This window comes from Sphingomonas sp. Leaf32 (assembly GCF_001421765.1).
Lineage (GTDB): Bacteria > Pseudomonadota > Alphaproteobacteria > Sphingomonadales > Sphingomonadaceae > Sphingomonas.
In genome coordinates, this window is the sequence record NZ_LMLA01000011.1 from 86,338 (window position 1) to 111,530 (window position 25,193).

Annotated in this window: 21 protein-coding genes and 1 pseudogene; 11 read left to right on the forward strand and 11 right to left on the reverse strand. The window is 67.7% G+C overall.

From position 1 onward, the window contains the following. Nucleotides 1-79 precede the first annotated feature (79 nt). From ASE83_RS19135 to ASE83_RS15360, 8 genes and pseudogenes are all read left to right on the forward strand, one after another. Nucleotides 80-814, forward strand: coding sequence for a methyl-accepting chemotaxis protein (locus ASE83_RS19135; protein WP_443024327.1), 735 nt, complete (start codon nucleotides 80-82; stop codon nucleotides 812-814). Continuing rightward, nucleotides 772-1,230 (forward strand): annotated as a pseudogene (locus ASE83_RS15330) (methyl-accepting chemotaxis protein); the annotation flags it as partial. The gene ASE83_RS19135 and the pseudogene ASE83_RS15330, both read left to right, overlap by 43 nt. Further along, nucleotides 1,227-1,706, forward strand: a complete 480-nt coding sequence (locus ASE83_RS15335) for a chemotaxis protein CheW (protein ID WP_055792171.1) — start codon at nucleotides 1,227-1,229, stop codon at nucleotides 1,704-1,706. The pseudogene ASE83_RS15330 and the gene ASE83_RS15335, both read left to right, overlap by 4 nt. A 50-nt stretch (nucleotides 1,707-1,756) precedes the next feature. Further along, nucleotides 1,757-3,673, forward strand: a complete 1,917-nt coding sequence (locus tag ASE83_RS15340) for a methyl-accepting chemotaxis protein (protein WP_235513284.1) — start codon at nucleotides 1,757-1,759, stop codon at nucleotides 3,671-3,673. Between the two features lie 75 nt (nucleotides 3,674-3,748). Continuing rightward, nucleotides 3,749-4,597, forward strand: coding sequence for a CheR family methyltransferase (locus ASE83_RS15345; RefSeq protein WP_055792175.1), 849 nt, complete (start codon nucleotides 3,749-3,751; stop codon nucleotides 4,595-4,597). A 1-nt stretch (nucleotide 4,598) separates the two neighbouring features. Further along, nucleotides 4,599-5,678 carry a protein-glutamate methylesterase/protein-glutamine glutaminase gene (locus ASE83_RS15350; protein ID WP_055792178.1) on the forward strand — a complete coding sequence of 360 codons (1,080 nt, stop codon included), beginning with the start codon at nucleotides 4,599-4,601 and terminating at the stop codon, nucleotides 5,676-5,678. Between the two features lie 45 nt (nucleotides 5,679-5,723). Continuing rightward, complete coding sequence (locus tag ASE83_RS15355) at nucleotides 5,724-7,421, forward strand: hypothetical protein (RefSeq protein WP_055792181.1); 1,698 nt, start codon at nucleotides 5,724-5,726, stop codon at nucleotides 7,419-7,421. A gap of 57 nt (nucleotides 7,422-7,478) precedes the next feature. Beyond that, nucleotides 7,479-8,060 (forward strand): biliverdin-producing heme oxygenase, encoded by a 582-nt coding sequence (locus ASE83_RS15360; protein ID WP_235513285.1) that lies wholly within the window; start codon nucleotides 7,479-7,481, stop codon nucleotides 8,058-8,060. A 30-nt stretch (nucleotides 8,061-8,090) separates the two neighbouring features. On the opposite strand, the gene ASE83_RS15365 is transcribed toward ASE83_RS15360, so the two are convergent. From ASE83_RS15365 to ASE83_RS15380, 4 genes are read right to left on the reverse strand one after another with little or no spacing between them, the layout of a single operon-like run. Beyond that, on the reverse strand, nucleotides 8,091-9,470 hold the full coding sequence (locus tag ASE83_RS15365) for a PAS domain-containing sensor histidine kinase (RefSeq protein WP_055792187.1): 1,380 nt from the start codon (nucleotides 9,468-9,470) through the stop codon (nucleotides 8,091-8,093). Beyond that, nucleotides 9,467-10,561: a DUF2336 domain-containing protein gene (locus ASE83_RS15370; RefSeq protein ID WP_055792190.1), complete on the reverse strand. Its 1,095-nt coding sequence runs from the start codon at nucleotides 10,559-10,561 to the stop codon at nucleotides 9,467-9,469. The genes ASE83_RS15365 and ASE83_RS15370 overlap by 4 nt, the downstream gene beginning before the upstream one ends. 35 nt (nucleotides 10,562-10,596) lie before the next feature. Then, on the reverse strand, nucleotides 10,597-11,769 hold the full coding sequence (locus ASE83_RS15375) for a hypothetical protein (RefSeq protein WP_055792193.1): 1,173 nt from the start codon (nucleotides 11,767-11,769) through the stop codon (nucleotides 10,597-10,599). A gap of 10 nt (nucleotides 11,770-11,779) precedes the next feature. Next, on the reverse strand, nucleotides 11,780-12,901 hold the full coding sequence (locus tag ASE83_RS15380; RefSeq protein WP_082443414.1) for an anhydro-N-acetylmuramic acid kinase: 1,122 nt from the start codon (nucleotides 12,899-12,901) through the stop codon (nucleotides 11,780-11,782). A gap of 101 nt (nucleotides 12,902-13,002) precedes the next feature. Between ASE83_RS15380 and tyrS the strand changes: the two genes are divergently transcribed. Further along, the gene (gene tyrS / locus ASE83_RS15385) at nucleotides 13,003-14,226 is read left to right on the forward strand and encodes a tyrosine--tRNA ligase (RefSeq protein WP_055792195.1); all 1,224 of its coding nucleotides are present in this window, start codon (nucleotides 13,003-13,005) and stop codon (nucleotides 14,224-14,226) included. A 135-nt stretch (nucleotides 14,227-14,361) separates the two neighbouring features. On the opposite strand, the gene ASE83_RS15390 is transcribed toward tyrS, so the two are convergent. Continuing rightward, nucleotides 14,362-14,802 (reverse strand): DMT family transporter, encoded by a 441-nt coding sequence (locus tag ASE83_RS15390; protein ID WP_055792198.1) that lies wholly within the window; start codon nucleotides 14,800-14,802, stop codon nucleotides 14,362-14,364. A 313-nt stretch (nucleotides 14,803-15,115) separates the two neighbouring features. Then, a complete protein-coding gene (gene recG, locus ASE83_RS15395) occupies nucleotides 15,116-17,176 on the reverse strand; it encodes an ATP-dependent DNA helicase RecG (RefSeq protein WP_055792202.1) in 2,061 nt (686 codons plus the stop codon). A 70-nt stretch (nucleotides 17,177-17,246) separates the two neighbouring features. Between recG and ASE83_RS15400 the strand changes: the two genes are divergently transcribed. Both ASE83_RS15400 and mfd read left to right on the forward strand, forming a co-directional pair. Next, nucleotides 17,247-17,513 (forward strand): FAD assembly factor SdhE, encoded by a 267-nt coding sequence (locus ASE83_RS15400; RefSeq protein ID WP_055792205.1) that lies wholly within the window; start codon nucleotides 17,247-17,249, stop codon nucleotides 17,511-17,513. Nucleotides 17,514-17,680: 167 nt separating this feature from the next. Further along, complete coding sequence (gene mfd, locus ASE83_RS15405; RefSeq protein ID WP_055792208.1) at nucleotides 17,681-21,139, forward strand: transcription-repair coupling factor; 3,459 nt, start codon at nucleotides 17,681-17,683, stop codon at nucleotides 21,137-21,139. 25 nt (nucleotides 21,140-21,164) lie between these two features. On the opposite strand, the gene ASE83_RS15410 is transcribed toward mfd, so the two are convergent. The 5 genes from ASE83_RS15410 to ASE83_RS15430 all read right to left on the reverse strand — a co-directional run bounded on the left by ASE83_RS15410 (nucleotide 21,165) and on the right by ASE83_RS15430 (nucleotide 25,152). Further along, nucleotides 21,165-21,680, reverse strand: coding sequence for a hypothetical protein (locus ASE83_RS15410; RefSeq protein WP_235513286.1), 516 nt, complete (start codon nucleotides 21,678-21,680; stop codon nucleotides 21,165-21,167). Nucleotides 21,681-21,799: 119 nt separating this feature from the next. Continuing rightward, nucleotides 21,800-22,441, reverse strand: coding sequence for a hypothetical protein (locus tag ASE83_RS15415; RefSeq protein ID WP_055792211.1), 642 nt, complete (start codon nucleotides 22,439-22,441; stop codon nucleotides 21,800-21,802). Next, the gene (locus tag ASE83_RS15420) at nucleotides 22,438-22,710 is read right to left on the reverse strand and encodes a PadR family transcriptional regulator (RefSeq protein WP_082443415.1); all 273 of its coding nucleotides are present in this window, start codon (nucleotides 22,708-22,710) and stop codon (nucleotides 22,438-22,440) included. Before ASE83_RS15420 ends, ASE83_RS15415 begins: the two co-directional genes overlap by 4 nt. A gap of 133 nt (nucleotides 22,711-22,843) precedes the next feature. Beyond that, nucleotides 22,844-23,320 (reverse strand): hypothetical protein, encoded by a 477-nt coding sequence (locus tag ASE83_RS18995; RefSeq protein ID WP_235513287.1) that lies wholly within the window; start codon nucleotides 23,318-23,320, stop codon nucleotides 22,844-22,846. A gap of 446 nt (nucleotides 23,321-23,766) precedes the next feature. Then, nucleotides 23,767-25,152 carry a porin gene (locus ASE83_RS15430; RefSeq protein WP_055792217.1) on the reverse strand — a complete coding sequence of 462 codons (1,386 nt, stop codon included), beginning with the start codon at nucleotides 25,150-25,152 and terminating at the stop codon, nucleotides 23,767-23,769. Nucleotides 25,153-25,193 lie beyond the last annotated feature (41 nt).

The window sequence follows — 25,193 nt, forward strand, 5'->3', positions numbered from 1 at the left end:
CACGATCGCGCAGGGCGACCTGACCGTCGATCACACGCCGCTGTCGGACAAGGACAAGCTCGGCCATTCCCTGGTGTCGATGGTCGAACGGCTGCGCAACGTGGTGGGTGATGCATCGGGCGCGGCGGACAATGTCGCTGCCGGCAGCCAGGAACTGTCCGCGTCGTCGGAACAGGTGAGCCAAGGCGCGACCGAACAGGCCGCCGCCGCCGAGGAAGCATCGGCGTCGATGGAGCAGATGGCCGCCAACATCAAACAGAATGCCGACAATGCCGCCCAGACCGAGAAGATCGCGCGCCAGTCGTCGAAGGACGCCGAAGCCAGCGGCGTCGCGGTCGACAAGGCGGTCGGCGCGATGCGCACCATCGCCCAGAAGATCGGCATCGTGCAGGAAATCGCACGGCAGACCGACCTGCTGGCACTGAACGCGGCGGTGGAAGCGGCGCGGGCCGGTGAACATGGCCGCGGCTTCGCCGTCGTCGCCTCCGAAGTCCGCAAGCTGGCCGAACGAAGCCAGACCGCGGCGGCCGAGATCAGCGCGGTGTCGAGCGACACGGTGCAGGCGGCGGCGCAGGCCGGCGAGATGCTGACCAAGCTGGTGCCCGACATCCGCCGGACCGCCGAACTGGTATCGGAAATCAGCGCCGCCTGCCGCGAACAGGACATCGGTGCCAGCCAGATCAACCAGGCGCTGCAACAGCTCGACCAGGTGACGCAGCAGAACGCGTCGGCATCGGAACAGATCACCTCGACGTCCGAGGAACTGGCCAGAGCGACACGGTGCAGGCGGCGGCGCAGGCCGGCGAGATGCTGACCAAGCTGGTGCCCGACATCCGCCGGACCGCCGAACTGGTATCGGAAATCAGCGCCGCCTGCCGCGAACAGGACATCGGCGCGTCGCAGATCAATCAGGCACTGCAACAGCTCGACCAAGTGACGCAGCAGAACGCATCGGCATCGGAACAGATCACCTCGACGTCCGAGGAACTGGCCGGCCAGGCGAACGAACTGCAGGAAAGCATCGCCTTCTTCCGTGTCGAACACGCCCACAAGGCGCGCAAGGCTGTCGCCACCCGCAAGCCGGCGGCCCGTGCCAAGACGCCTGCCCCTGCCCCGCGCCCGAAGGCGAATTCGGTCGCCGACCAGCAGAACCGTGCACGCGGCTTCGCGCTCGACCTGTCGCAGGGCGGGCCGGACGGCGACGATGCCGCCTTTGGAGAAGCAGCATGAACGACAAGGCGCCGATGCAGGTCGTCACCTTCGGGATGGGGGACGAAGTGTTCGCGGTTCCCGTGACCATGGTCCGTGAAATCCTCGATTATCGCCCGGCCTTTCGCGTGCCGAACGGTCCGGCGTGGATGCTCGGGATCACCGACGTCCGGGGACAGGGCGTACCGATGATCGACCTCAGGATGCGCCTTGGGCTGACGCCGGTCGAACCGACACTGGCGACCCGCGTGCTGATCGTCGACGTGATGCTCGCCGACCGGATGCTTTCGCTCGGGCTGGTGGTCGACCGGGTGATCGCGGTCGCCAGTTTCGAACGCGAGCGGCTGGAATCCGCGCCCGACATCGGCCTGCGCTGGCGGTCCGACTATATCGCCGGTGTGGTCCGCGAACCCGATGGCTTCGTGGTGGTGATCGATGCGGCGGAGATTTTCTCCAGCGACGATACCGCCATCGTGACCGTCGCAGCCGCCGCCTGAACCCGTCGCCGAACAGCCGGCACAACACAAATAAACAGAGGATGTCTATCATGTCGATGTTGTCGCATTTCAAACGCTCCTCCCGGCCCGCCACGGCGATTGCCGAGATTCAAGCGCTGACCCGATCGATCGCCGCCGGCGACCTGTCGCAACGACTGCGCGAGGACGCCGCGACCGACGAGGCGCGCGAAATGCTGGCGGCGGTCAACGCCCTGCTCGACACCGCGCTCGCCCCGGTCACCCGCCTCGACGCTGCGGTGACCCATGTCCTGGCCGAGCATGATCGCGGCGACATCGACGTCCTGCTGACGCCCGACGCCTTTCCCGGCGATGTCGGGCACATCGCGGGTCAGGTGAACCGGCTGGTCGTTGCCCATATCGATACCAAGAAAGCGGCGATGGGCTGCATCCGCGAACTGGCCAACGGCAATTTCGATGCGCCGTTCGATCGCCTGCCGGGCAAGAAGGCGTTCATCAACGACACCATCGAAACGCTGCGCGGCAACCTGCGGATGCTGATCGCCGAAATGAACCACATGTCGGTCGAACATGATCGCGGCGACATCGATGTCGAGGTGTCCGCCGACAAGTTCCCCGGCGACTTCCGCACCATGGCGACCGGCATCAACGCGATGGTCGCCGGCCATATCGCGGTGAAGAAGAAGGCGATGGCCTGCATCAAGGCGTTCGGCGAGGGCGACTTCGACGCGCCGCTCGAAGCCTTCCCCGGCAAGAAGGCGTTCATCAACGACACCATCGAAGCGCTACGCCGGAACTTCAAGGAAATCTCGGGCGAAATTCAGCGCCTGACCCGTGCGGCCACCGCCGGCCAACTGAGCGAACGCGGCGAAGTCGCGCGGTTCGCGGGCGATTATGCGGCGATGGTCGCGGGCATCAACGGGATGCTCGACGCGATCATCCTGCCGATCGCCGAGGGCAATCGCGTGCTCGACCGCGTCAGCACTGGCGACCTGACCGGGCGGGTGGAGATCGACTGCGATGGCGATCACCAGCGGATGAAGGACGCGATCAACCGTCTGGTCGACAACCTGTCCAAGTTCGCCAGCGAAGTCGCCTCGGCGTCCGATCAGGTCGCGGCGGGCAGCCAGCAGCTCTCCTCCTCGTCCGAACAGGTCAGCGAAGGCGCAACCGAACAGGCCGCCGCCGCCGAGGAAGCATCGGCTGCGATGGAGGAGATGGCCGCCAACGTGAAACAGAACGCGGACAACGCCGCCCAGACGGAAAAGATCGCGCGGCAATCGTCGAAGGATGCCGAGGCCAGCGGCCTGGCGGTCGAACGCGCCGTCTCCGCGATGCGCACCATCGCCGAGAAGATCGGGATCGTACAGGAAATCGCGCGACAGACCGACCTGCTGGCGCTGAACGCCGCGGTCGAGGCGGCGCGCGCCGGCGAACATGGTCGCGGCTTCGCGGTCGTCGCCTCCGAAGTGCGCAAGCTGGCCGAACGCAGCCAGAGTGCCGCCGCAGAGATCAACGCCGTCTCGTCCGACACGGTGAAGGCCGCCGGCCAGGCGGGTGAGATGCTGACCAAGCTGGTCCCCGACATCCGCCGCACCGCCGAACTGGTGTCCGAAATCAGCGCCGCCTGTCGCGAACAGGATATCGGCGCGTCGCAGATCAATCAGGCGCTGCAACAGCTCGACACCGTGACGCAGCAGAACGCCGCCGCGTCCGAGCAGATTTCGTCGACCGCCGACGGATTGTCGGGTCAGGCGGAGGAACTGCAGTCCAGCATTGCCTTCTTCCACATTGCCGACGCGAAGCCCGCTCCCGCCCCGGTGGCGAAGCAGGCGCCGGCCAAGGCGAAGGCGAAGAAGCCCAAGGCCCCGGTCAAGCCGCGCACCGGCAGCATCGCCGATCAGCAATCCCGCGTCCGTGGCTTCGCGCTCGATCTGTCGCAGGGCGGCAGCGACGATGAAGACGCCGATTTCGGCCGGGCGGCCTGATCGCCGCCCTGCCCCCTACCCCGACCTTGACGACGTGAGCGTCGCCGCCACGTCGATCGATTGGAACCCTGCCCGATGTCCGCACTAGCCACCCTGTCTCCCGACCAGGACCGCCTCAGCCCGCAGAAGTTCACGCGGCTGTCGGCACTGATCTTCGACCAGACCGGGATCAAGATGCCCGCGACCAAGTCGACCATGTTGCAGGGTCGGTTGCAGCGACGGCTGCGCGAGGTCGGCATCGCCACGCTGGATGCCTATTGCGATCATCTGTTCGACGGCAGCGCGCATCCCGACGAGATGACGCACCTCATCAACGCGGTGACGACCAACAAGACCGACTTCTTCCGCGAACCCGGCCATTTCGACTTCATGACGCAGACCGCGCTGCCGGCACTGGCCGATGCCGGCCGGCGTCGCATCCGGGCGTGGAGCGCCGCCTGCTCGACCGGGGCCGAGCCGTACACGATGGCGATGGTGCTCGACCAGTTCGCGCAGAAGAGCGGGGTCGATTACGGCATCCTCGCCACCGACATCGATACCGCCGTGCTGGAGACGGCGCGGCGCGGCATCTACCCGGCGGAACTGGTCGAACCGGTGCCAGCGACGCTGCGGCAACGCTATATCGCCACATCGCGCGACCGCGCGTCGAACCAGGTCCGGATCGTGCCGGCGCTGCGTTCGGCGATCGGCTTTGCCCGGTTGAACCTGATGGATGTCCGCTACCCGGTCGGCGAACCGATGGACATCATCTTCTGCCGCAACGTGCTGATCTATTTCGACAAGGAGACGCAGGAGCGGGTCGTCCGCCGGCTATGCGACAATCTGCGTCCCGGCGGCTTCCTGTTCCTCGGCCATTCGGAATCGATCGCGGGCATGGACCTGCCGGTCAAGACCGTGTCCTACACCGTTTTCACGAAGGACTGACATGTCCAAGATCCGTGTCCTCATCATCGACGACAGCGCCAGCGTCCGCCAGGCGATGACCGCGATCCTGAGCGAAGACCCCGCGATCGAGGTGATCGCCGCCGCCGCCGACCCCTTCGCCGCCGCGCGCTATATTCAGGAAGAGATACCCGACGTCATCACGCTCGACGTCGAAATGCCGCGCATGGACGGCGTGACCTTCCTGCGCAAGCTGATGAGCCAGAAGCCGATCCCGGTGGTGATGTGTTCGTCGCTGGTCGAGGAAGGATCGGAAACGCTGCTCCAGGCGCTGGAGGCCGGTGCGGTCGACGTCATCCTGAAGCCGCGCCTGGGCGTTGCCGACCATCTGAACGACGCCAAGATGCGCATCCGCGAAACGGTCAAGGGTGCCGCCCGCGCGCGCGTGCGCAGCCGCGCCGCCGGGACCAGCCGGATCAGTTCGCCCGCCGCGAAGCTGACCGCCGACGCGGTCCTGCCGCCGCCCACCGGCCGCGCCATGAGCCGCACGACCGAGATGGTCGTATGCATCGGTGCATCGACCGGCGGGACCGAGGCGCTGCGCGAGGTGCTGGAGGCGCTGCCCGCCAATTCGCCCGGCATCGTCATCGTGCAGCATATGCCCGAGAGCTTCACCCGCGCCTTCGCCAAGCGGCTGAACGGGCTATGTCAGGTCGACGTGAAGGAAGCGGAGGATGGCGACACCGTCATGCGCGGCCATGTGCTGATCGCACCGGGCGGCCTGCGCCACATGATGCTGGAGCGGCAGGGCGCACGCTATGTCGTCGCGGTCAAGGAAGGGCCGCTGGTGTCGCGCCATCGCCCCTCGGTCGATGTGCTGTTCCGCTCCGCGGCGCGCAATGCCGGATCGAACGCGGTCGGGATCATCATGACCGGCATGGGCGACGACGGCGCGCGCGGCCTGCTGGAAATGAAGCAGGCCGGCGCCCGGACCTTTGCGCAGGACGAGGCGACGTCGATCGTGTTCGGTATGCCCAAGGAAGCGATCGCACGCGGCGCGGCGGACAAGGTCGTGCCGCTCCACGCCATCGCCCGCGAACTGTTGCAGGCGACCGCGCGATGACCGTCGCGCCCCGCCCCGCCCCTCTACCCGTTCAGGACTGACGCCATGCAGCATATCCGCATCGATACCGACCATGCGCAGGCGATCGACCTGTCCGACCTGAAACGTACCCTGGCGCTGGTCGCGGCCGGCATGGACGCACGGTTCGTTCGCGCCGGGTCCACCCTGTCGACCGCGATCGAGACGATCGACCGCATTATCACCTCGATCGAGGGCGTGACTGGCGCACTCGACGAAAGCGTCGCCGGCATCGCCGTGTCGAGCCTGAAGTCGGTCGCCGGGCAGCTCGACGCCCTGCCCGCGGTCCAGGCCGGTCGCGAGGCCGACATGGCCCGCATCAGCGCCGCGTCGCGCGTGCTGCGCGACCATGTGATGGACATGCGCCAGGCGCTGCGCGTGCTGCACATCTATGGCATGAACATCAAGATCGCGGCGTCGGGAGAAGCGGCGTTCGTGGGCTTCGTCAACGACATGGGGCACCGTCTTGCCGCCGGCGAAGAACATCTCGAAGGGTTCCTCGCCAAGCTGAAGGAACTGTCGGGCAGCGTCGGCAGCGTGCAGCAGGCCGGTCGCCTGCTCGCCGCCGAAGCGCGCAAGATCCTGCCGGCGGTGCCGCAGCGGCTGACCCGCGACGCCGATGCGCTCCACACCCATCTGGGCGATGTCGCGTCGATGGCGCGGCAGGTGGCGGAGATCGCGCGCACCGTGCAGGGCCGCGTCGCCACCATGCTGGGCGCGCTCCAGGTCGGCGACAGCACGCGGCAACGACTGGAACATGTCGTGTCGGCGCTGCAACTGCTCGACGCAGCCGGGCGGGGTCTTCCCGAGGCGGTCCATAACGAAGTCGCGGCGGTCGTCCACCGGCTGCTCGCCGCGTTGCTGGAAACCAGCGCAGCCGATTTCGACCGCGACGCCGCGCTGCTGGTCCACACGCTGAAGGCATTGCAGCCCGACACCGCCGCGCTGCTCGACCTGATCGAGGACGATGCCGGTCGCAACGGCCGCCCGTTCCTGATCCAGATCGAGGAGGCCGTCGGCGAGGTCGCGGTCATTACCGTGCAGTTGCAGGAAGCCGATCAGCGCTCCGGCGCGATGCTGGGCCTCATCAACGAAACCGTCGACGAACTGACCGGCCGGCTGGAACAGCTCCAACGCGTCCAGTTCAACGTACAGGACATCGCCACCAACACCCGCCTGCTGTGCCGTCGCCACGGCGATCTGGGCAAGGCGGTGTCGGTCGTCGCGGGCGAGGTCGACATCTATGCCCATTCGCTGGGCAATGCGATGCGCGGCATCGGCCAGCCGATCCGCGAGCTGTCGGACGTCAACGCGCTGCTCGCCGCCAAGCGCGGAACCGAGGGCGAGGGCGACATGGGCGCCAAGCTGTCGCAGGCGCTGGTCGTGATCCGCGAGGGGTGCCAGCGGACCGACATGGCCGTCCGCGAAGGCGGCGACGACGCCCGCCAGCTGATCGAGCTGCTCGCCATCGCCGGCGACGAAATCGGGGCCGAGCTGCAACTGGGCGCGACCATGCGCCAAGCAGCGATCGTGCTGTCCGCGACGCCCCCGGTCATCACCCCGTCGGATGACGCGGCGGTCGCGCTGGCCGAGCTGTTGCCGCGCATCTTCGCGCTCTACACCATGGCGCAGGAACGGGACGTCCACACCGCCAACGTGCCCGCCGGCTTCGCGGTCGCCAGCGCCGTGGTCGAGGAGGACGAGGACGACGACGGCCTGTTCTGACCCGACCGACCGGGCGGCGCGATGTTGCGCCCCCGGCCAAAGGGGGTATGGGGGCGGGTGACCACCGCCACCGCTCCCACCCGGTCGCAGCGCCTGAAGGCCGCGACCGCGACGATTCACGATACGCTCGACCAGCGGATCATGGCGCTCGATCCCTTTTCGTCGCGCGAACGCTATATCCGCTTCCTGCGTGCGCAGCAGGCGTTCCATGTCGCGCTTGCACCGCTCTACGCCTCACCGACGCTACGCGCGCTGATCCCCGATCTGGCCGAACGCGACCGGTCGGCGGCGATCGCAGCGGACCTTGCCGATCTGGCGCTCCCGGCCCCTGCCCTTTCGAATGCCGCGCCGATCGAGCCTGTCGACATGTCGACGTCGCTCGGCTGGTTGTATGTTGCCGAGGGCTCGTCGTTGGGCGCGGCGTTCCTGCTGAAAGCCGCGCAGCAGATCGGGCTTACGACCGAACACGGTGCGCGTCACTTGGCCGCCCATCCCGAAGGCCGCGCGGCACATTGGCGGCGCTTCACCGCCCACATCGATTCAACCGACCTGACTCCCGAAGAAGAAGACCGGATGATCGCCGCCGCCCGCGACGCTTTCGCCTGCTTCCGCGCGCTGGCGGACACCGCATTCGCGTAGATTGTCGGTAAAAAGCGGCGTGTGCCTCGCTCAATCCGCCGAGTCGAACCGCCCCGGCAGCAACAGCACGAACCGCGCGCCCTGCCCCGGTGCGCTGTCGACCAGCAGGTCGCCGTGCATCGCCCGCGCCAGCCGCCGGGCGATATAGAGGCCGAGGCCACTGCCGCCCGCCTCGGTGGGATCGACGCGGCCGAACTTGGCGAAGATTCGTTCCTGATCGGCGGCGGCGATCCCCTTGCCCTGGTCGGCGACGATCACGCAGGCGTCGTCGCCATCGCGCTCCATCCGAATCCATACCGTGCCGCCGGGCGGTGAGTAGCGCACCGCATTGCCGATCAGATTGACCAGGATTTGCAGCACCCGGCGAAACTCGCCGCTGGCCGGCAGGGTTTCATCGAACGACGGCCGGTCGATCCGCACATCGCCCTGTGCCGCGCGCACCGCCAGCAACCCCGCCGCGCGCCGCGCGACATCGGCCAGGTCGAGGTCCTCGACCGCCACCACGAAGTCGGCACGCTCGATCGCCGACAAATCCTCCAGATCATCGACCAGTCCCAGCAGATGGCGTCCCGCGCTGGCGATGTCGGCGGCATAGGCGACGTAATCGTCGCGCAGCGGCCCGTCGGTCTGCGCCGACATGCTGTCGGCATTGGCGATGATCCGGCCCAGCGGATCGCGCAGCGCCCGCCCGATCCGGCGGCTGAATCCATCGGGCAGGTCGGACGCGACCTCGGCGGGATGCGCCACATCCTCCGGCGACAGGTCGCGCGCCGCCCCGTCGAAGCCGGCGAACTGGCCGTTCGCATCGACGCGCGGCACGGCGGACAGCCGGACCCGGTGCGCCGTACCGCGGATCGCCGCTTCCTGTCCGTCGAACCACGCCTGCGCCGCCAGCGCGCTCAGGATCGGAAAGCCGCCATCGCCATCGTCGTTCAGCGCGAACAGCCGGGTGATCGGCTGCCCCAGCACCGCCTGCGGATCGAAGCCCAGTCGCGTGGCGGCATGGTCCGATACATGGGTCAGGTGCAGCGCGGCATCGGTCGTCCACAGCCAGTCGGCGTCGGACCGCAGGAAATCCGCTTCGCGAGGATGGGCGGGGTCCGCCTCCCACGGCGCCCCCGCCTGCCACCCGCTGACTTCCAGCCGGATGCCCAGGTCGTCAGGTTCGGCGCGGACGGTCAACGTGATGTCGTCGTCGCCATCGGCGGCGACGATCGGGCGGGTGAGCGCGATGCCCAGCCGCTGGACCAGCCGCACCAGCGCGCCGATCTGCGGCACGGCGATCGGCTGTCCCACCCCGCCGCCGGCACGCCGGTTCAACTCGGCCAGGCGCAGCTCGGCGTCGAGCAGCAGCCCGTCCGCCGACAATCGCCCGATCGCGGGCGGCGCTGCGGGGCGGTGATCGTTCACGCCGCCGACCCCAGCGCCAGCATCGCCGCATGATAATCGGCATCCAGCGCCATCGGCGCCAGCGCGACGCGCGCCGCCTCCGGCGTCACGTCCATGATGACGTCGATCCGGTCGGCGAATCCTTCGACGTCACGAACCGGTTCGGCCTCCGCCAGCGCAAAGCCGATCCGCGCGATCGTCGCCCGGTCGACCGCCAGCGCGCGCAGCACGACCCACAGGCGGGCGCCATCGGAGTCGATCACCAGATCGCGGACCCGCTCGAACGCCAGCCCGCTGGCCCGCGCGACCAGCGCGGTGAACAGGATCAGCCGCCCGTCGCCGATCGCCTCGGCCAGCAGCGGCGGTACTTCATCGCCCTGCGGATCGATCGCCTGCGCCAATCGCATCGCCGCGACCTCCAGCGGCACCAGCTCGCCTGGTCCGTCGATCGCGCGGCGCACCGATTCGGCCAGCGCGGCGTCGAGCAGCGCGATCTGTTCGCCCGCCCCTGCCATCTCGCGCAGCGCCGCCGCGACCCACCATGCCAGCCGGGTCTGGAGCGGCCGGGCCAGTTCGACCGCCGCCGGTATCCCCTCGACCACGCTGCCGCGCCGCGACTGCGCCGCCAGCATCGCGACGGCCGCGGCGGCGACCAGCCGGTCGCTCGACTGCGCCAGCCGCGCGACCATCGTCGGCCCGTCACCCCGGTCGGCGACCATCACCGGCAACCCCTGCGCGATCGCATCCAGCCGGACCCGTGCGAACAATTCGCCGAACAGCCCCGGATCGCGGAACAGGCCGGCGCGCACCACCCGGTCGAACGGCGACCCCGCCGTGCGCAGCCCCTGCGCCAGCACCGCCTGTCCCCGTGTCGTCAACAGCCGGATCGCATGGTCGCGCACCGATGCGTCGATGCCGACGATCGTCGCGCGCATCACCGCGTCCAGCTGCGCGGCGGTCCGGTCGTCGATCCGCGCATCGTCGGGCAGGTGGAAATGCTCGGCCGCCGCGCGCAGCCGTCGGTGCCCCGCCCGCTCGGCCGCGGCGACATGGTCCAGCAGCTTCATGGCGGCAGCGCTGGCTTCGCGGGGATCGATCGGGTCGATGGACATGGTTCTCGCTTTAACCTTACCCGGTTAAGGCCAAGCTAAGCCGTTCGCCGCAAATTTTCGATGGCGTGTCCGAGCGTAACCCCGGCGTGGAGCGCCACCAACGCCAGTCCGATCGTCGATGTTCCGGCCAGCGCGAACGGTGCCAGCAGCACCAGTGCGGTCGCCGGGGTCGCGGCCCAGGGCGGACGAACGACGGGCGAACGGCGCGCGAGGATCGTCGCGGCGACGCCCGCCACCGCCAGCACCCCCGCCGTCCCCGCCTGCACGATCAGCGACTGGACCAGCCCGACGCCCAGCACCCCGGCCACCCCGAAGATGTCGACCCCGCGTTCCTGCCACGCGGCATGGCCGTCCTCCCCGCGCAGCCAGCCGAGCAGCGATCCCGCCGACAGCACGACCATCGCCAGGAACAGCAGCACCGTCGCCGCACCCGCGCTCCAGAACGGGATAGCGACAAGGCCCGCGACGCCCAGCACCCCGCCGCCGACACCGATCGCGACATCGGGCACCTTGCGCCGCACCAGCAGCGGCAACAGCAGGCGCGATACCGGCGTAAACACATACCGGTCGATCCAGCCGGTGCGCTGTTCGGCCAGCGATGCCAGCACGTCCTTGCTGCGCACCTCCAGCGTGCCCGCGTCGCGCTCCACGCCATGCCCCGACCGCACCGCCTTGGCCGGCAGCAGGACATGGGCGGCGCGCGCCTGCGTCGCGACGCGCAGCAGCGTCGACTGAAAATCATACTCGCGCGGCAGGCGGGCGGCATCGTCCAGCCGGTCGATCGACAGCGTCGCTACCCCGGCCCAGCAATGTTCGGCATCGACCCGCTCGACCGAGGTGGCGTCTCCAGTCGGCGTCACCAGCAGCGTATCGACCGGCTCCAGCGCCATCCCCTCCACCACCGCGTCGGTCGTGACCAGCCCGTCGGCCAGCGCGACGATGGTGGCGAGCGGATGGACCTTCGCCTTGGCTTCCTCCGCCGACCGCACGATGTCGACCGTCGCCCCGCGCCGCCCGATCCGGTTGACCGCCGCCGCCAGCGCCGGCGTCACCCGCCCGACCGCCACCAGCAACTGCCCCACGCCCGCCGCGACCAGCAGACGCGCCTGATATTCGATCAGGGTCATGCCGCCAAAGGGCAACGTCGCCGCCAGCACGCCGGGCTGGTGCTCGGCTTCTTCGGTCGCGAAAATCAGGCCGGTCAGCATCCGTGCGGCGTTAGGCGCTGACAAGCCGCAGCGCCAGCCCCGTGCGCGGTGCGCGATACAACACGCCCCCGGTCAGCGGCGCGGCCACGCCGGTCGTGCCGGGAAAGGTGATCGGTAGCCCTTTGAGCGACCGTACCGCCAGATAGGCGAACCCTTCCGCCTCCAGCGCATCGCCATCCCATCCGATCGCGTCGCTGGGTTCGGCGGTCAGCCCGCACCGCTCGCCGATCATGCGCAGCATCACCGGATTATGCCGCCCGCCCCCGCCGACGAACAACCGCGTCGGTCGCGCCGGCAACCGGTCGATCGCCTCCGCGATACAGGCGGCGGTAAAGGCGGTCAGCGTTGCCGCCCCGTCCGCCGCCGACAGGCCGCGCGCCGGCTGGATGGTGAAGTCATGCCGGTCGAGCGATTTGGGATGCGGCAGTTCGAAGAACGGGTGGTCGAGCATCGCGGTCAGCACCGCCTCATCCACCCGTCCGCTCGCCGCCAGCGCACCGCCGGCATCATAGCGCGCGCCGCTCTCCGCCTCGACCCAGCTGTCGACCAGCCCGTTGGCCGGACCGGTATCGAACGCGATCAGTTCGTCGCCCTCGCCGACATAGGTGATGTTGCCGACCCCGCCCAGGTTCAGCACCGCCACCGGCTTGTCCATCGCCGCCGCCCGTGCCGCGTGATAGACCGGCAGCAGCGGCGCGCCCTGCCCGCCCGCCTGCACGTCCGCCACGCGCAGATCGGCGACGACATCGATCCCCGTCGCCGCCGCCAGCGCCGCGCCGTCGCCCAACTGCCACGTCCAGCCCTTGTCCGGGCGATGCGCCACCGTCTGCCCGTGGAACCCGATCACTTCGACGGTCCGCGCCTCGACCCCTGCCTGCTCCAGCAGCGCTGCGACGGCGGCCTCGTGCGTGCGGGTCAGCAATGCCTCCGCCCGTGCGATCAACGGATGCTCGCCCGGATCGTCGAACAGCAGCGCCAGTTCGGTCGCGGCGGCCAGCGTGGCGCGATCCTCGTCGCTATACGGCGTGCCGACGAACGCGACCGGACGCACCTCGCCCTCGCCATCGGTTTCGATCAACGCCGCGTCGATCCCGTCGAGCGAGGTTCCAGACATCAGGCCGATCGCAAGCAAGGGCGTTTCTCCACACAAGTGAACGCCCCCAATATCGCCTGAACCGTGCCGAAGTCGAGATGCGTGGACTTAAGTGCGCCTGCGACGCTAAGGAAACGCGCATGACCTACTCGTCCGACCTGCTCAACACCCTGTCCGACCGGGGCTATATCCATCAGCTGACCGATGCCGCCGGCCTCGACGCGCTGGCGAGCAAGACGGTCGTGCCGGGCTATATCGGTTTCGATCCGACCGCCCCGTCGCTGCATGTCGGCAGCCTCGTGCAGATCATGCTCCTGCGCCGGATGCAGCAGACCGGGCACAAGCCGATCGTGTTGATGGGCGGCGGCACCGGCAAGATCGGTGATCCCAGTTTCAAGGACGAAGCACGCAAGCTGCTGGCCGAAGACGGCATTTCGGCGAACGTCGCGTCGATCAAGCGCATCTTCGAACGCTTCCTGACCTTCGGCGACGGCCCGTCGGACGCGATGATGGTCGACAATGCCGATTGGCTCGACCAGCTCGAATATATCCCGTTCCTGCGCGAAGTCGGCCAGCATTTCTCGGTCAACCGGATGCTGTCGTTCGATTCGGTGAAGCTCCGCCTCGACCGCGAACAATCGCTGTCGTTCCTCGAATTCAACTACATGATCCTCCAAGCCTACGACTTCCGCGAATTGTCGCAGCGCCACGCCTGCCGCCTGCAAATGGGCGGCAGCGACCAGTGGGGCAATATCGTCAACGGCATCGAACTGGCCCGCCGCATGGATGGGACCGACGTGTACGGCGTTACCACCCCGCTCATCACCACGGCGGACGGCGGCAAGATGGGCAAGACCATGTCGGGCGCGGTCTGGCTGCACGAGGACCAGTTGCCGCATTTCGATTACTGGCAATTCTGGCGCAACACCGACGACCGCGACGTCGGCCGCTTCCTGCGCCTGTTCACCGATCTGCCGCTGGACGAAATCGCCCGGCTGGAAGCGTTGCAGGGCGCCGAGATCAACGAAGCGAAGAAGATCCTCGCCAACGAAGCCACCGCCATGTGCCGCGGCGCGGACGCCGCGACGGGGGCGGCCGAGACGGCACGCCGCACCTTCGAGGAAGGATCGGCGGGCGACACGCTGCCGACCTTCGCGGTCGCGGGCGGGATCGCCGTGGTCGACGCGCTGGTCGCGCTCGGCCTCGTCGCATCGAAGGGCGAGGCACGCCGGCTCATCAAGGGCGGCGGTGCGCGCGTCGATGGCGAAAAGGTCGTCGACGATGCACAGCTGATCGCGGTCGACGCGCCGGTGCGGGTATCGGCGGGCAAGAAGCACCACGGGCTGCTGACGCCGGCTTCCTGATTTCGTGCATCTCCGTTCATGCTGAGTAGAGACTGAGCTTGTCGAAGACTCGTATCGAAGCACCTGACCGGTCCTTCGATACGCCGTTTCGACTTCGCTCAACGGCTACTCAGGACGAACGGAACGGAAATCTTCCTACCCCCGCCGCACCAGCACCGCCCCCACCAGCACCAACCCGACGCCCGCCAACCGCAACCCACTGATCGGCGCACGCGGCAACCCAATCAACCCGAACCGGTCGATCACCAGCGCCGCGACCAGCTGCGTGGCGACCATGATCGTAAGCATCGACGCCAACCCTAGCCGCGGCGCGGCAAAGGCGGCCGCCGACACGAAGAACGCGCCATATGCGCCCCCCAGGAACATCCACGGCCGCGCCTCGCGCAGGTTCGCCAGCGGCGTCCGGTCGGCGATCAGCCATACGCCCACCAGGATCATCGTCCCCACCGCAAACGACACCAACGCCGCCAGCAGCACCGACCCGACGCTCCGCCCCAGCGCGGCATTGGTCGGCGGCTGCACGGCCAGACCGATACCGCCCAGCAGGGCGACGATGAGCGGGGCAAGGGCGTTCATGGAAATTGCGCTATCGAGTGTGCGGCAACCACGCAACCAAACCCATCGTCATTCCGGCGAAAGCCGGAATCCACGGATGGGGCGACGTCGCGATCCGTCGCCACCACCCGACACAATGGATTCCGGCCTACGCCGGAATGACGGGTGGATGCGTCCAGCCTCCCCGTCCCAACATTCGTCATTCCCGCGAAGGCGGGAATCCATACACGCCGAGGTTTCTGCCGGAATCACAGACGCCAGCTCATAGGGACTCCAGCCTTCGCGGAAGTGACGATGGCTTGTTGCTCTGCGGCGCAGGGACACAACGCCGCACTCACCCCGACCGCAACCGCCCGACCCCCGCATCGCGCTCGAACAGGTACAATGCCACCCGCGCCGCCTGCCCGCGCGGCCCCTCCAGCCCGCCGTCGCGGTCCACCAGCAACCGCGCATCGGCATTGGCTACCGGCAGCAGCTCGCCCAGCATCTCCGGCGTCGCCAGCCGGAACATCGCCTCCCCCGACTGCCGCGTCCCCAGCAACTCGCCGCCCCCACGCAACCGCAAGTCCTCCTCGGCAATCCGGAACCCGTCGTTGCTCTCGCGCATCAGCGCCAACCGCGCCCGCGACGTCTCCGACAGGCTGTTCCCCCGCAGCAACAGGCAAACCGACTTGCCGCCACCCCGCCCGACCCGCCCGCGCAACTGGTGCAACTGCGCGAGGCCGAACCGGTCCGCCGCCTCGATCACGATCAGCGTCGCATTGGGCACGTCGACCCCGACCTCGATCACCGTCGTCGCCACCAGCACCCCCGCGCGCGCCGCCGAAAACTCGGCCATCACCGCGTCCTTCTCCAGCGGCTTCATCCGCCCATGCACCAGCGCGACCTTGTCACCAAAGCGCATCCGCAACGCCTCCGCCCGCGCCTCGGCGGCGGCGAGGTCGGACTTCTCGCTCTCCTCGACCAGCGGGCACACCCAGTACGCCTGCTTACCCGCCGACAGATGCCGCGCGAGGCCATCGACCACCGCATCCAGCTTGTCCTCGGACATCACCACCGTCTCGATCGGCTCGCGCCCCGGCGGCATCTCGTCCAGCCGGCTGACGTCCATTTCGCCATATTGCGCCAGCGTCAGCGTACGCGGGATCGGCGTCGCGGTCATCACCAGCAGATGCGGCGGCCGCACCGCCTTCGCCTGCAACATCATCCGCTGCGCCACGCCGAAACGATGCTGTTCGTCCACGACAACCAGCCCCAGGTCGCGATAGCCGACCGCCTCCTGAAAGATCGCGTGCGTGCCGATCAGGATGTCGATCGACCCGTCGGCCAACCCCATCAGCACCCCCTCGCGCACCCGCCCCTTGTCACGCCCGGTCAGCGCGGCGACGGTGACGCCGGTTCCGGCAAGCTGCCGCTGCAACGTCGCATAATGCTGTCGCGCAAGGATTTCGGTCGGGGCCAGCAACGCCCCCTGTGCGCCACCCTCGACCGCGATCAGCAGCGCCATAAGCGCGACCAGCGTCTTGCCCGACCCGACGTCCCCTTGCAGCAGTCGCAGCATCGGCTGGGTCTGCGCCATGTCGCCCTCGATTTCGCCGATCGTCCGCGACTGCGCACCCGTAGGCTTGTACGGCAGGTCGAGCTTCGCCCGCAGCCGCCCGTCGCCGGTCAGCGAACGCCCCTTGCGCGCCCGCGCCTCGCCGCGCACCAGCAGCAGCGCCAGCTGATTGGCGAACACCTCGTCATAGGCCAGCCGCTCGCGCGCCTTGGCATCGGCCGGATCGGCATGGATGCGCGCCAACGCCGCCTTCCACGCCGGCCAGTCATGCTTGGCGAGCAAACTCGGCTCGATCCACTCGGGCAAATCGGGTGCACGCTCGATCGCCTGTGCCGTCAACTGCCCGACGCGGCGCGAGGTCAGCCCTTCGGACAGCGGATAGATCGCCTCGCGCTCGGGCAGGCTGTCGGCTTCGTCCACCGGCAGCGCATGGTCGGGATGGACCATCTGCAATTCCTGCCCGTACAGCTCCAGCTTGCCCGACACGATCCGCGTCTCGCCCAGCGGGAACAATTTCTTCACCCACCCCGACGATCCGCCGAAATAGGTTAGGCTGACGATATTGCCCTGCGCATCCGCCGCCCGCACCCGCGTCGGCCCGCGCCCGGCGCTGACCCGATAATCGGTCGCGACCAGCGGGATTGCGATCACGCGGCCCGCATCCTGCTCCATCAGCTCGGTCCGCTTCAGCCGGTCGACCCAACCGGTCGGCAGGTGGAACGCGACATCGACCACCCGGCCGAGCTTTAACCGCTCCAGCGGCTTGGCCAGCGCCGGACCCACCCCTTTCAACGAGGTGACTTCGGCAAACAGCGGGTTGAGGAGTTCGGGACGCATGACTACTTGGTCCTATATCCCAACCGACGGCCGCCGCCAGCGTCCGGCGGCGCAATTGCATTGGAACCCCATGGACCGCGAAACCCGGCTGAAGCGCCTGCAATACCGTAGCTGGCATCGCGGCACCCGCGAGGCCGACCTGATGATCGGCGGTTATTTCGACGCGCATTCGGCAACGTGGAGCGATGCCGACATGGACTGGTTCGAGATTTTCCTTGAGGAACAGGATGTCGACATCATGGCGTGGGCGATGGGCGTCCAGCCCGCGCCGACGCAGTTCGATCATCCGGTGCTGCACGCGATGCGCGCGATGGATTTCGTGCCGGTCAGCCGCTGACTGGAGATTGAACAAAATCCGTTCATGCTGAGTAGAGACTGAGCTTGTCGAAGGCTCGTATCGAAGCACCGTGCGGAACCCACCCTTCGATACGCTCTTTCGACAAGCTCAATAGCTACTCAGGGCAAACGGCACATGCGCGATGGCCGTCGCCGATCAGGAACCCGATGCCCGACCTCTCCAAAATCCTCTCCGCCCCGCGCTCGCTGACCCTCGCGGGCGTGCCGGCAGGCTTCCTCCCCGTCCTCCTTGCCGACCTCGCCCGCGGCGCGAAGGGCGACCTGATCTACATCGCCCCTGACGAAGCGGCGATGCGCGCCATCGCCGCCACCGCGCCGTTCTTCGCGCCCGACCTGTCGGTCCTGCAATTCCCGGCATGGGACTGCCTGCCCTATGACCGCGCCAGCCCGACGCTGCGCTCGATGGCCGAACGCCTCGCCGCGCTACACACGCTCCAGACGGCAGCGAAGGGTCCGCGCCTGATCGTCACCACCGTCAACGCCGCGACCCAGCGGACCCTGACCCCGTTCCGCATCCGCCAGCTCGTCGCCCGCCTCGCCCCCGGCGAGCGCATCTCGCTCCCCCGCCTCTCCACGCTGTTGCAGGCGAACGGCTATAACCGCGTCGATACCGTCCACGACGCCGGCGAATTCGCGGTGCGCGGCGGCCTTGTCGACCTCTGGCCGTCCGGCTCCGACTCGGGTCTCCGCCTCGACTTTTTCGGCGACGAGATTGAAACCGTCCGCACGTTCAGCCCGGAGGATCAGCGCACCACCGGTCGCGTCGACGGCTTCACCCTGCTCCCCGCCTCCGAAGCTTTGCTCGACGAAGACTCGATCAAGCGCTTCCGCACCCGCTACCGCGAGAAGTTCGGCGCGACCGCGACCGGCGACCCGATCTATCAGGCGATCAGCGACGGTCGCCGCCTGTCGGGCATGGAACATTGGCTGCCCTTCTTCGAGGAACGGCTCGAAACCTTCTTCGACCACCTCTCCCCCGACGCGGTCATCGTCCGCGATGCCGGCGTCCCCGCCGCCGCCGAACAGCGTTTCGAATCGATCGCCGACTATCACACCAACCGCGTCCGCGCGCAGACCGCCGATCCGGGCAGCTATCGCCCGCTCCTGCCCGCCGCGCTCTATCTGTCGGCGGAGGAATGGACCGACCGCCTGTCGGACACCGCCGCGCACCAGGTCACGCCGTTCCACGCCCCCGACAGCGCCACCTCGCTCGATTTCGAGGTCGACGGCCCCCGCGACTTCACCCCCGAACGCACGCAACAGGCGAATATCTACGAAGCGGTCGTCGATCACATCGCGTCCCTGCGCAAACAGGGCCGGAAAGCCATCCTCGCCAGCTATTCGGAGGGCGCGCGCGAACGGTTGATGGGCCTACTCGCCGATCACGACCTGACCGGCGTCTCGACCGTCGAAACGTGGCAACAGGCGCTGGGCGGTGCCAAATCGACCGTCTCGTTCGTCGTCCTGCCGCTCGACCATGGCTTCACCGCCGCCGACGTCGCCGTGCTGACCGAACAGGACATGCTCGGCGACCGCCTCGTCCGCCGCGCCAAACGCCGCAAGAATACCGACGCCTTCCTGCAGGAACTCGCCACCCTCTCCCCCGGCGATCTGGTGGTGCACGCCGACCACGGCATCGGCCGCTATGTCGGGCTGACGCAGGTGCCGGTGGCGAAGGCCCCGCACGACTGCGTACAGCTCGAATATGCCGGCGGCGACAAGCTCTACGTGCCGGTCGAAAATCTCGAGGTCCTCAGCCGCTACGGCGCGGGCGAGGAAGGCGCATCGCTCGACCGCCTGGGTGGCGAGGCATGGCAGCGCCGCAAGGCGCGGATGAAGGAGCGCATCCGCGAGATCGCGGGTGACCTCATCGCCACCGCCGCCAAACGCGCGATGCGCCCCGCCGATATCGCCGAACCCGACAGCGGCGGCTATCCCGCCTTCGTCGACCGTTTCCCCTATCAGGAAACCGACGATCAGGAACGCGCCATCGCCGATGTCCTCGAAGACCTCGGCGCGGGCAAGCCAATGGACCGTCTCGTCGTCGGCGATGTCGGCTTCGGCAAGACCGAAGTGGCGCTCCGCGCCGCCTTCGTCGCCGCCATGGCCGGGATGCAGGTCGCCATCGTCTGCCCGACGACCCTCCTCGCCCGCCAGCACTACAACAACTTCAAGGCCCGCTTCGAAGGCTTCCCGCTCGAGATCGGCCGCCTTAGCCGCCTCGTCACCGCGACCGAGGCGAAGAAGGTCCGCGACGGCCTCGCCAATGGCACGATCGACGTGGTGGTCGGCACCCATGCCGTGCTGTCGAAGCAGGTCGATTTCAAACGCCTGGGTCTGGTCATCGTCGATGAGGAACAGCGGTTCGGCGTGACGCACAAGGAACGGCTGAAGGCGATGAAGGCCGACGTCCATGTCCTGACCCTCACCGCCACGCCGATCCCGCGTACCCTGCAAATGGCGATGTCGGGCCTGCGCGAACTGTCGGTGATCCAGACCCCGCCGGTCGATCGCCTCGCGGTGCGCACCTATATCATGCCATGGGACCCGGTGGTGCTGCGCGAGGCGCTGCTGCGCGAACATTATCGCGGCGGCCAGGCCTATTTCGTCACCCCGCGCATCGCCGACCTGCCCGATATCGAGAAGTTCCTGACCGAGGAAATTCCCGAAATCCGCTACGTCGTCGCCCACGGGCAGATGGCCCCGACCGAGGTCGAGGAACGCATGTCGGCCTTCTACGACAAGCGCTACGATCTGCTCGTCTCGACCACCATCGTCGAATCCGGCCTCGACATCCCCTCGGCCAATACCCTCATCATCAATCGCGCCGACAAGTTCGGCCTGGCCCAGCTCTATCAGCTGCGCGGCCGCGTCGGCCGGTCGAAGACCCGCGCCTATGCCTATATGACTACGCCCCCCGAACGGCTCGTCAGCGAGGCGGCGGAAAAGCGGCTGAAGGTCCTCTCCGACCTCGAATCATTGGGCGCCGGGTTCCAGCTCGCCTCCCACGACCTCGACATTCGCGGTGCCGGTAACATGCTCGGCGACGAACAGTCGGGCCATATCAAGGAAGTAGGCTTCGAACTCTACCAGTCGATGCTGGAAGAGGCGATCCTCGACGCCAAGGCCGGCGGTCTGCGCGACGACAAGCCCAAGGACTTCAGCCCCGCGATCACCGTCGACGCGCCGATCCTTATTCCGGAGGAGTATGTCCCCGACCTCGACCTGCGCATGGGCCTCTATCGCCGCCTGAACGACGTCGAGGACCGCGCCGGCATCGACGCCTTCGCCACCGAACTGATCGACCGTTTCGGCACGCTGCCGGTCGCCACCGCCAACCTGCTGCAACTGATCGAGGCCAAGCTGAACGCGAAAAAGGCCTGCATCGCCAAGATCGACGTCGGCGCGAAGGGCGCGATCGTCAGCTTCCACGAAGACAAGTTCCCCAGCGTCGACGGGCTGCTCGCCTATGTCGACAAGCTCAACGGCACCGCCAAACTCCGCCCCGACATGCGGCTGGTCATCAGCCGCAACTTCGGCGACCCGCAGGCCCGGCTCAACGCCGCGTTGCAAATCTCGCGGGGGTTGGCGAAGGCGGCGGGGTGAAAACCCGCCGCCAGGTCGCTGTCGCTCAGCGCACGCGCTTGAAGTGGAAGGTGCGCACGAACGGCAGCCCGTCCCCATTCAGCCCGGCGGCGGATTCGATCATCTCGTTCCCGCCCGGTAGCATGGTGTAGGTCCGGACCGAACCCAGCGTCTTGGCGCGGCCCAGATTGACGACCATTACGTCCGCCGCCGGCATCAACACGGCCACACTGTCGGCTTCGGTATTGGGGTTTTCGGCCGGTGTCGGACGGCCATCGGGCCGATAGGTCATCGTCATGTGGCGAACAGCACCGTCCCGGTCGAAAATATCGACATTGGTGCGCCACCTGCCGCCGCCGCTCTCCTGAAATTCGAACAGGACGCGTTTGGGCGGCGGTCCGTAGGTATCGGGCATCCGGGTCAGGTCCAGCTCCCATTTTCCCAAGAACGCCGATGGCGTCACGGCGGCGGCGTGCGGCGGAGTGGCGTTCGCCGCGTCGATGCTACCGATCGGGGCGAGCGGCAGCAGGATCGCAGACAGGCAAGATAGCAAACTGACCATGACGTTCTCCTTGGAATCGACCGGGACACCCCCGGCGGGTTGATGGCAACAGCGCGCAGCTATCCTGCCCCCGCCGCGACCTGCTCGGGGGGATCGGCTCACACGCGCGGAACCGGGTTTCAGCCGGGCAGTTCGCCGGTCATTGGCACCGCCAGATCGGCGTGGCGGCTGGACAGGGTCAGCAGGATCGCGAACTCGACCGCGACCACGACGCCCATGATCGCCGCTTGCCGGACATCGATGAACAGCGCGCCCATGAACAGGATCAGCGTGGTCGAGGTCGCCAGCGTCCGCACCGACCAGCGTGTCGCGGCGTCCCAGTCGCGTTCCAGCAACAACCACGCGCCCCGCAGATGCGCGATCCCGATCGCCAGTTGCAGCAGCGCCAGCATCGGGCCGGCGCTCTGGTAGAAGCCGCGCATCCAAACAGTCGACATGCCCTCGATCAACGCACCCGACAGCCCGTGATGGCCGGGATAGAGATAGGTGAGGCCGAATACCGCACAGGCGATCTGCAGCGCCGCCACCGGCAGCATGATCCCCAGCGCCACCGCATAGCTGGTCATCAGGAACCGGCCATGCGCGCTGACCAACAGTTCCCGCCCGGCCGCCAAGAGGCACCCGGCGGCAAAGGACATCGCCCGCCCATCGTCTGCGGCAGCGTCGAACTCCGCCGTCATCGCCGCCGCCCAGTCACGCCGGTCTTCACCCATGCAGGCCGTCGCCAGCACCATGATCGCACGCGAAAGGGATGGCTTCATGCCAAACCCTCCTTGCCCGACGGCACCGGCATGTCGCCCGCCAGTTCCAGCGCCAGCGCAAAGCCGCTTGCCGTAAGACGATAGACATGGCGCGGCGGCCGTCCGATTTGGGCCGGCGCGCGCCATTCCGCTTCGACCAGGCCTTGATCGGTCATCCGCATCAGCAACGGATAAAGCGTGCCCGACGACAGTCCGGTCTCCTTCAACAGGTCGTAACCATGCCGCCACGCCGTGCGTTGTTGCGACAGGGACGCCAGCACCAGCCGCATTTGCTTCGAAGGGGATCTGTTCCGCGCCATGACGCAGTCACAACATATGTAGATTTAAGAGTCAAGCGCGCTAGGGATGTGTCGCCGGGCTTCATGCGCCCGGCGCGAGCGGCATTGCCCGGCCCGCCAAATGCTATTTCACCGACCACACGACCGACACGATCCGCCACCCGGCGTTGGTGCGGACGAGCAGCCAATGTTCCATTCCGGCATTCACCTCGGCTCCGTCCATCCGGAACGAATAGTCGAACGACATCGCCGCCGAATCCCCGTCGCGATGGATGCGGATGTTGCGGAAATCCTCTTGGGCATTCCCCTTGCCCGATACGATGCTGTCGATGAATGCCACCGGGTTGTTGCCGGCGTCGTAAGCGGCCTTCACGCCCTTGCTCGACCTATCCTTCGCCACCGCCGCGTCGCTCATGACCTCCTGCCAGTTCGTCGCTTCCGGGCGCAGGAACAGCGACAGGAACTCCGCCTTGTCGCGATGCCTGATCGCGTGCTGGAACCTGGCCGCCAACGCGCGAATATCGCGCTCGCGCGGGTCCGGCGTTCTGGCCGGTGACGGAACGCCGGTGGCAAGCAGCATCGCGATCATCATCCTTGTCATCAGCATTCCCCGCTATGGACGCGATCTCACCCGAATGCGCGAATCAGCGGCCCTTGGGGGAACTGGCATAGGACGGATCGACATTCAGCTACTCCCGGTCGTTCCTGATCGACGCCTCCCAGCCTCTTCGTCACCCCGGACTTGTTCCGGAGTCCACGGCGCGGCAATCGGGGCGGCGTGAGCCTCGATCGACCGCGACTGCAGGTCGGTAGACTCCGGAACAAGTCCGGGGTGACGAAATAGAATGTGAATGTCGATCGGTCCTCGGATGCAGGCCCATAGGCGTTAACGCCCACGGCAACGCGCTTTCCTACAGCTGGCCTCGCTGCCATTCTTCGCAGCGACCCCCATCGGCCTCCGTTCTTTGACACCGCCGATCCTCACCGCGCGCAAAACGTGGCAAGTGTGAACTTCGTGAACTTTGGCGCCCGTCCGCCCAAAAAATCCTAATAATTCAACTGCAACTGCGTCCGGATCACATCGCCCTCGGCGCGCCCCAGCCGCCGTTCGTCCGCCTCGGCGCGCTCCATCCGGGCATAGGCCAGCGTCAGTTCCAGCGCCGGCACCGGCTGGAACTCGATGCCCAGTTCGATCTCGTCCGTCTCCAGTCGGGGGGCGTTGACCGCCGCTTTCCACCCGCCGCGATAGGTCTGCCACCGGGCATAGGGCATGAACGGTCCGACCGGCGACGCCTTGACCCGCGCCATCGCCTGGACATAGCCGCCATGGATCGGCTTCGTCGTGATCGCGCGCAGCGTCCGGTCATATTCCGGCCCCCGCCCCCAGTTCCATTCCGCCTGAAACCCGATCGGCGCGGGATAGAGGATCGCGTGCAGCCCGACCCGTTCGTCGGCAAAGGTCACATCGCTCACCCCGCCGGTCCGCACCTCGGGCTGGACGCGATTGGTATAGGCGCTGCCGCCGACCTCCAGCACGCGCCCCCCGCCGATTTCGAACGGCCATGTCGCCAGCGCCACCGCCATCACCGCGTCATTCGCTTCCTCGCGGTTGATGCCTTGCCCGTTATAGATGCCGACCCCGAACGCGCCGTAATTGCCGAACAGCTTCTGCCCGTCCTCGGTCAATCGTTCCCAGATGTCCTCGACCCGGCGCGGCGTGTAATATGCGACGACGCCGATATCGCGCTCGCTCGGCACCCCGCTGTTGATCGCGTCGCTGCGGTCGAGCGGGACGCGGTTCGACGACGACTGCATATTCTCCCACCCGAACGGCACCTTCGACTGGCCGAAGCGCAGGCGGAACCGCTTGTCGGGATCGAGGAACGCATCGAAATAGGCGTCGCGCAGTTGCAGGAAGCCCTCGCGCCGCTCGCCGACCGACTGGCTGCTGACCGCCGTCGCGAAATCGGGCTGGAGGTAGAAGGACACGCGGTCGCCAAGATCGCCCTGCAACACCAGCCGAATCCGGCGAAAGGTGAAGCCGGTATCGTCGCCGATCCCGCTGTCATGCACCGATCGCAGCCGCGCGACGCCATCCGGCGCGGTACGATCGCCGGAGACGATCTCGCTCAGCCGCAGCTGGGTGTATCCGCGCAGCCGGATGCGATCATACCATTTCTCGCGCTTGGCGGGCGGTGTCGTGGCGGCGACCTGTACCGGCGGCGCGGCAGGCGTGGGCGCGATGGCGACCTGCGGCGGCGCGACCGGAGCAGCCGGTGGCGTGGCGATCGTGGCCGCCTGCGCCGCCTTCATCTCGGCGATGACCGCCTTCAGCTCGTCGATCTGGCGCTGAAGCTCCTGCACGGTCTGCGCCACCGCAGGGGGTGCCACCAGAAACGACGTGGCGGCGATCGCCGGAAGGAGCTGCTTCATGGACCCGCGCCATGCCGCTGCGGCACGACGCGGGTCAAGTG

Coding starts and splice junctions, on each gene's coding strand:
- ASE83_RS19135 (WP_443024327.1), top strand. CDS start 80: ATGGTCGAACGGCTGCGCAACGTGGTGGGTGATGCATCGGGCGCGGCG.
- ASE83_RS15335 (WP_055792171.1), top strand. CDS start 1,227: ATGAACGACAAGGCGCCGATGCAGGTCGTCACCTTCGGGATGGGGGAC.
- ASE83_RS15340 (WP_235513284.1), top strand. CDS start 1,757: ATGTCGATGTTGTCGCATTTCAAACGCTCCTCCCGGCCCGCCACGGCG.
- ASE83_RS15345 (WP_055792175.1), top strand. CDS start 3,749: ATGTCCGCACTAGCCACCCTGTCTCCCGACCAGGACCGCCTCAGCCCG.
- ASE83_RS15350 (WP_055792178.1), top strand. CDS start 4,599: ATGTCCAAGATCCGTGTCCTCATCATCGACGACAGCGCCAGCGTCCGC.
- ASE83_RS15355 (WP_055792181.1), top strand. CDS start 5,724: ATGCAGCATATCCGCATCGATACCGACCATGCGCAGGCGATCGACCTG.
- ASE83_RS15370 (WP_055792190.1), bottom strand. CDS start 10,561: ATGTCCATCGACCCGATCGATCCCCGCGAAGCCAGCGCTGCCGCCATG.
- ASE83_RS15375 (WP_055792193.1), bottom strand. CDS start 11,769: ATGCTGACCGGCCTGATTTTCGCGACCGAAGAAGCCGAGCACCAGCCC.
- tyrS (WP_055792195.1), top strand. CDS start 13,003: ATGACCTACTCGTCCGACCTGCTCAACACCCTGTCCGACCGGGGCTAT.
- ASE83_RS15390 (WP_055792198.1), bottom strand. CDS start 14,802: ATGAACGCCCTTGCCCCGCTCATCGTCGCCCTGCTGGGCGGTATCGGT.
- recG (WP_055792202.1), bottom strand. CDS start 17,176: ATGCGTCCCGAACTCCTCAACCCGCTGTTTGCCGAAGTCACCTCGTTG.
- ASE83_RS15400 (WP_055792205.1), top strand. CDS start 17,247: ATGGACCGCGAAACCCGGCTGAAGCGCCTGCAATACCGTAGCTGGCAT.
- mfd (WP_055792208.1), top strand. CDS start 17,681: ATGCCCGACCTCTCCAAAATCCTCTCCGCCCCGCGCTCGCTGACCCTC.
- ASE83_RS15410 (WP_235513286.1), bottom strand. CDS start 21,680: ATGGTCAGTTTGCTATCTTGCCTGTCTGCGATCCTGCTGCCGCTCGCC.
- ASE83_RS15415 (WP_055792211.1), bottom strand. CDS start 22,441: ATGAAGCCATCCCTTTCGCGTGCGATCATGGTGCTGGCGACGGCCTGC.
- ASE83_RS15420 (WP_082443415.1), bottom strand. CDS start 22,710: ATGCGGCTGGTGCTGGCGTCCCTGTCGCAACAACGCACGGCGTGGCGG.
- ASE83_RS18995 (WP_235513287.1), bottom strand. CDS start 23,320: ATGACAAGGATGATGATCGCGATGCTGCTTGCCACCGGCGTTCCGTCA.
- ASE83_RS15430 (WP_055792217.1), bottom strand. CDS start 25,152: ATGAAGCAGCTCCTTCCGGCGATCGCCGCCACGTCGTTTCTGGTGGCA.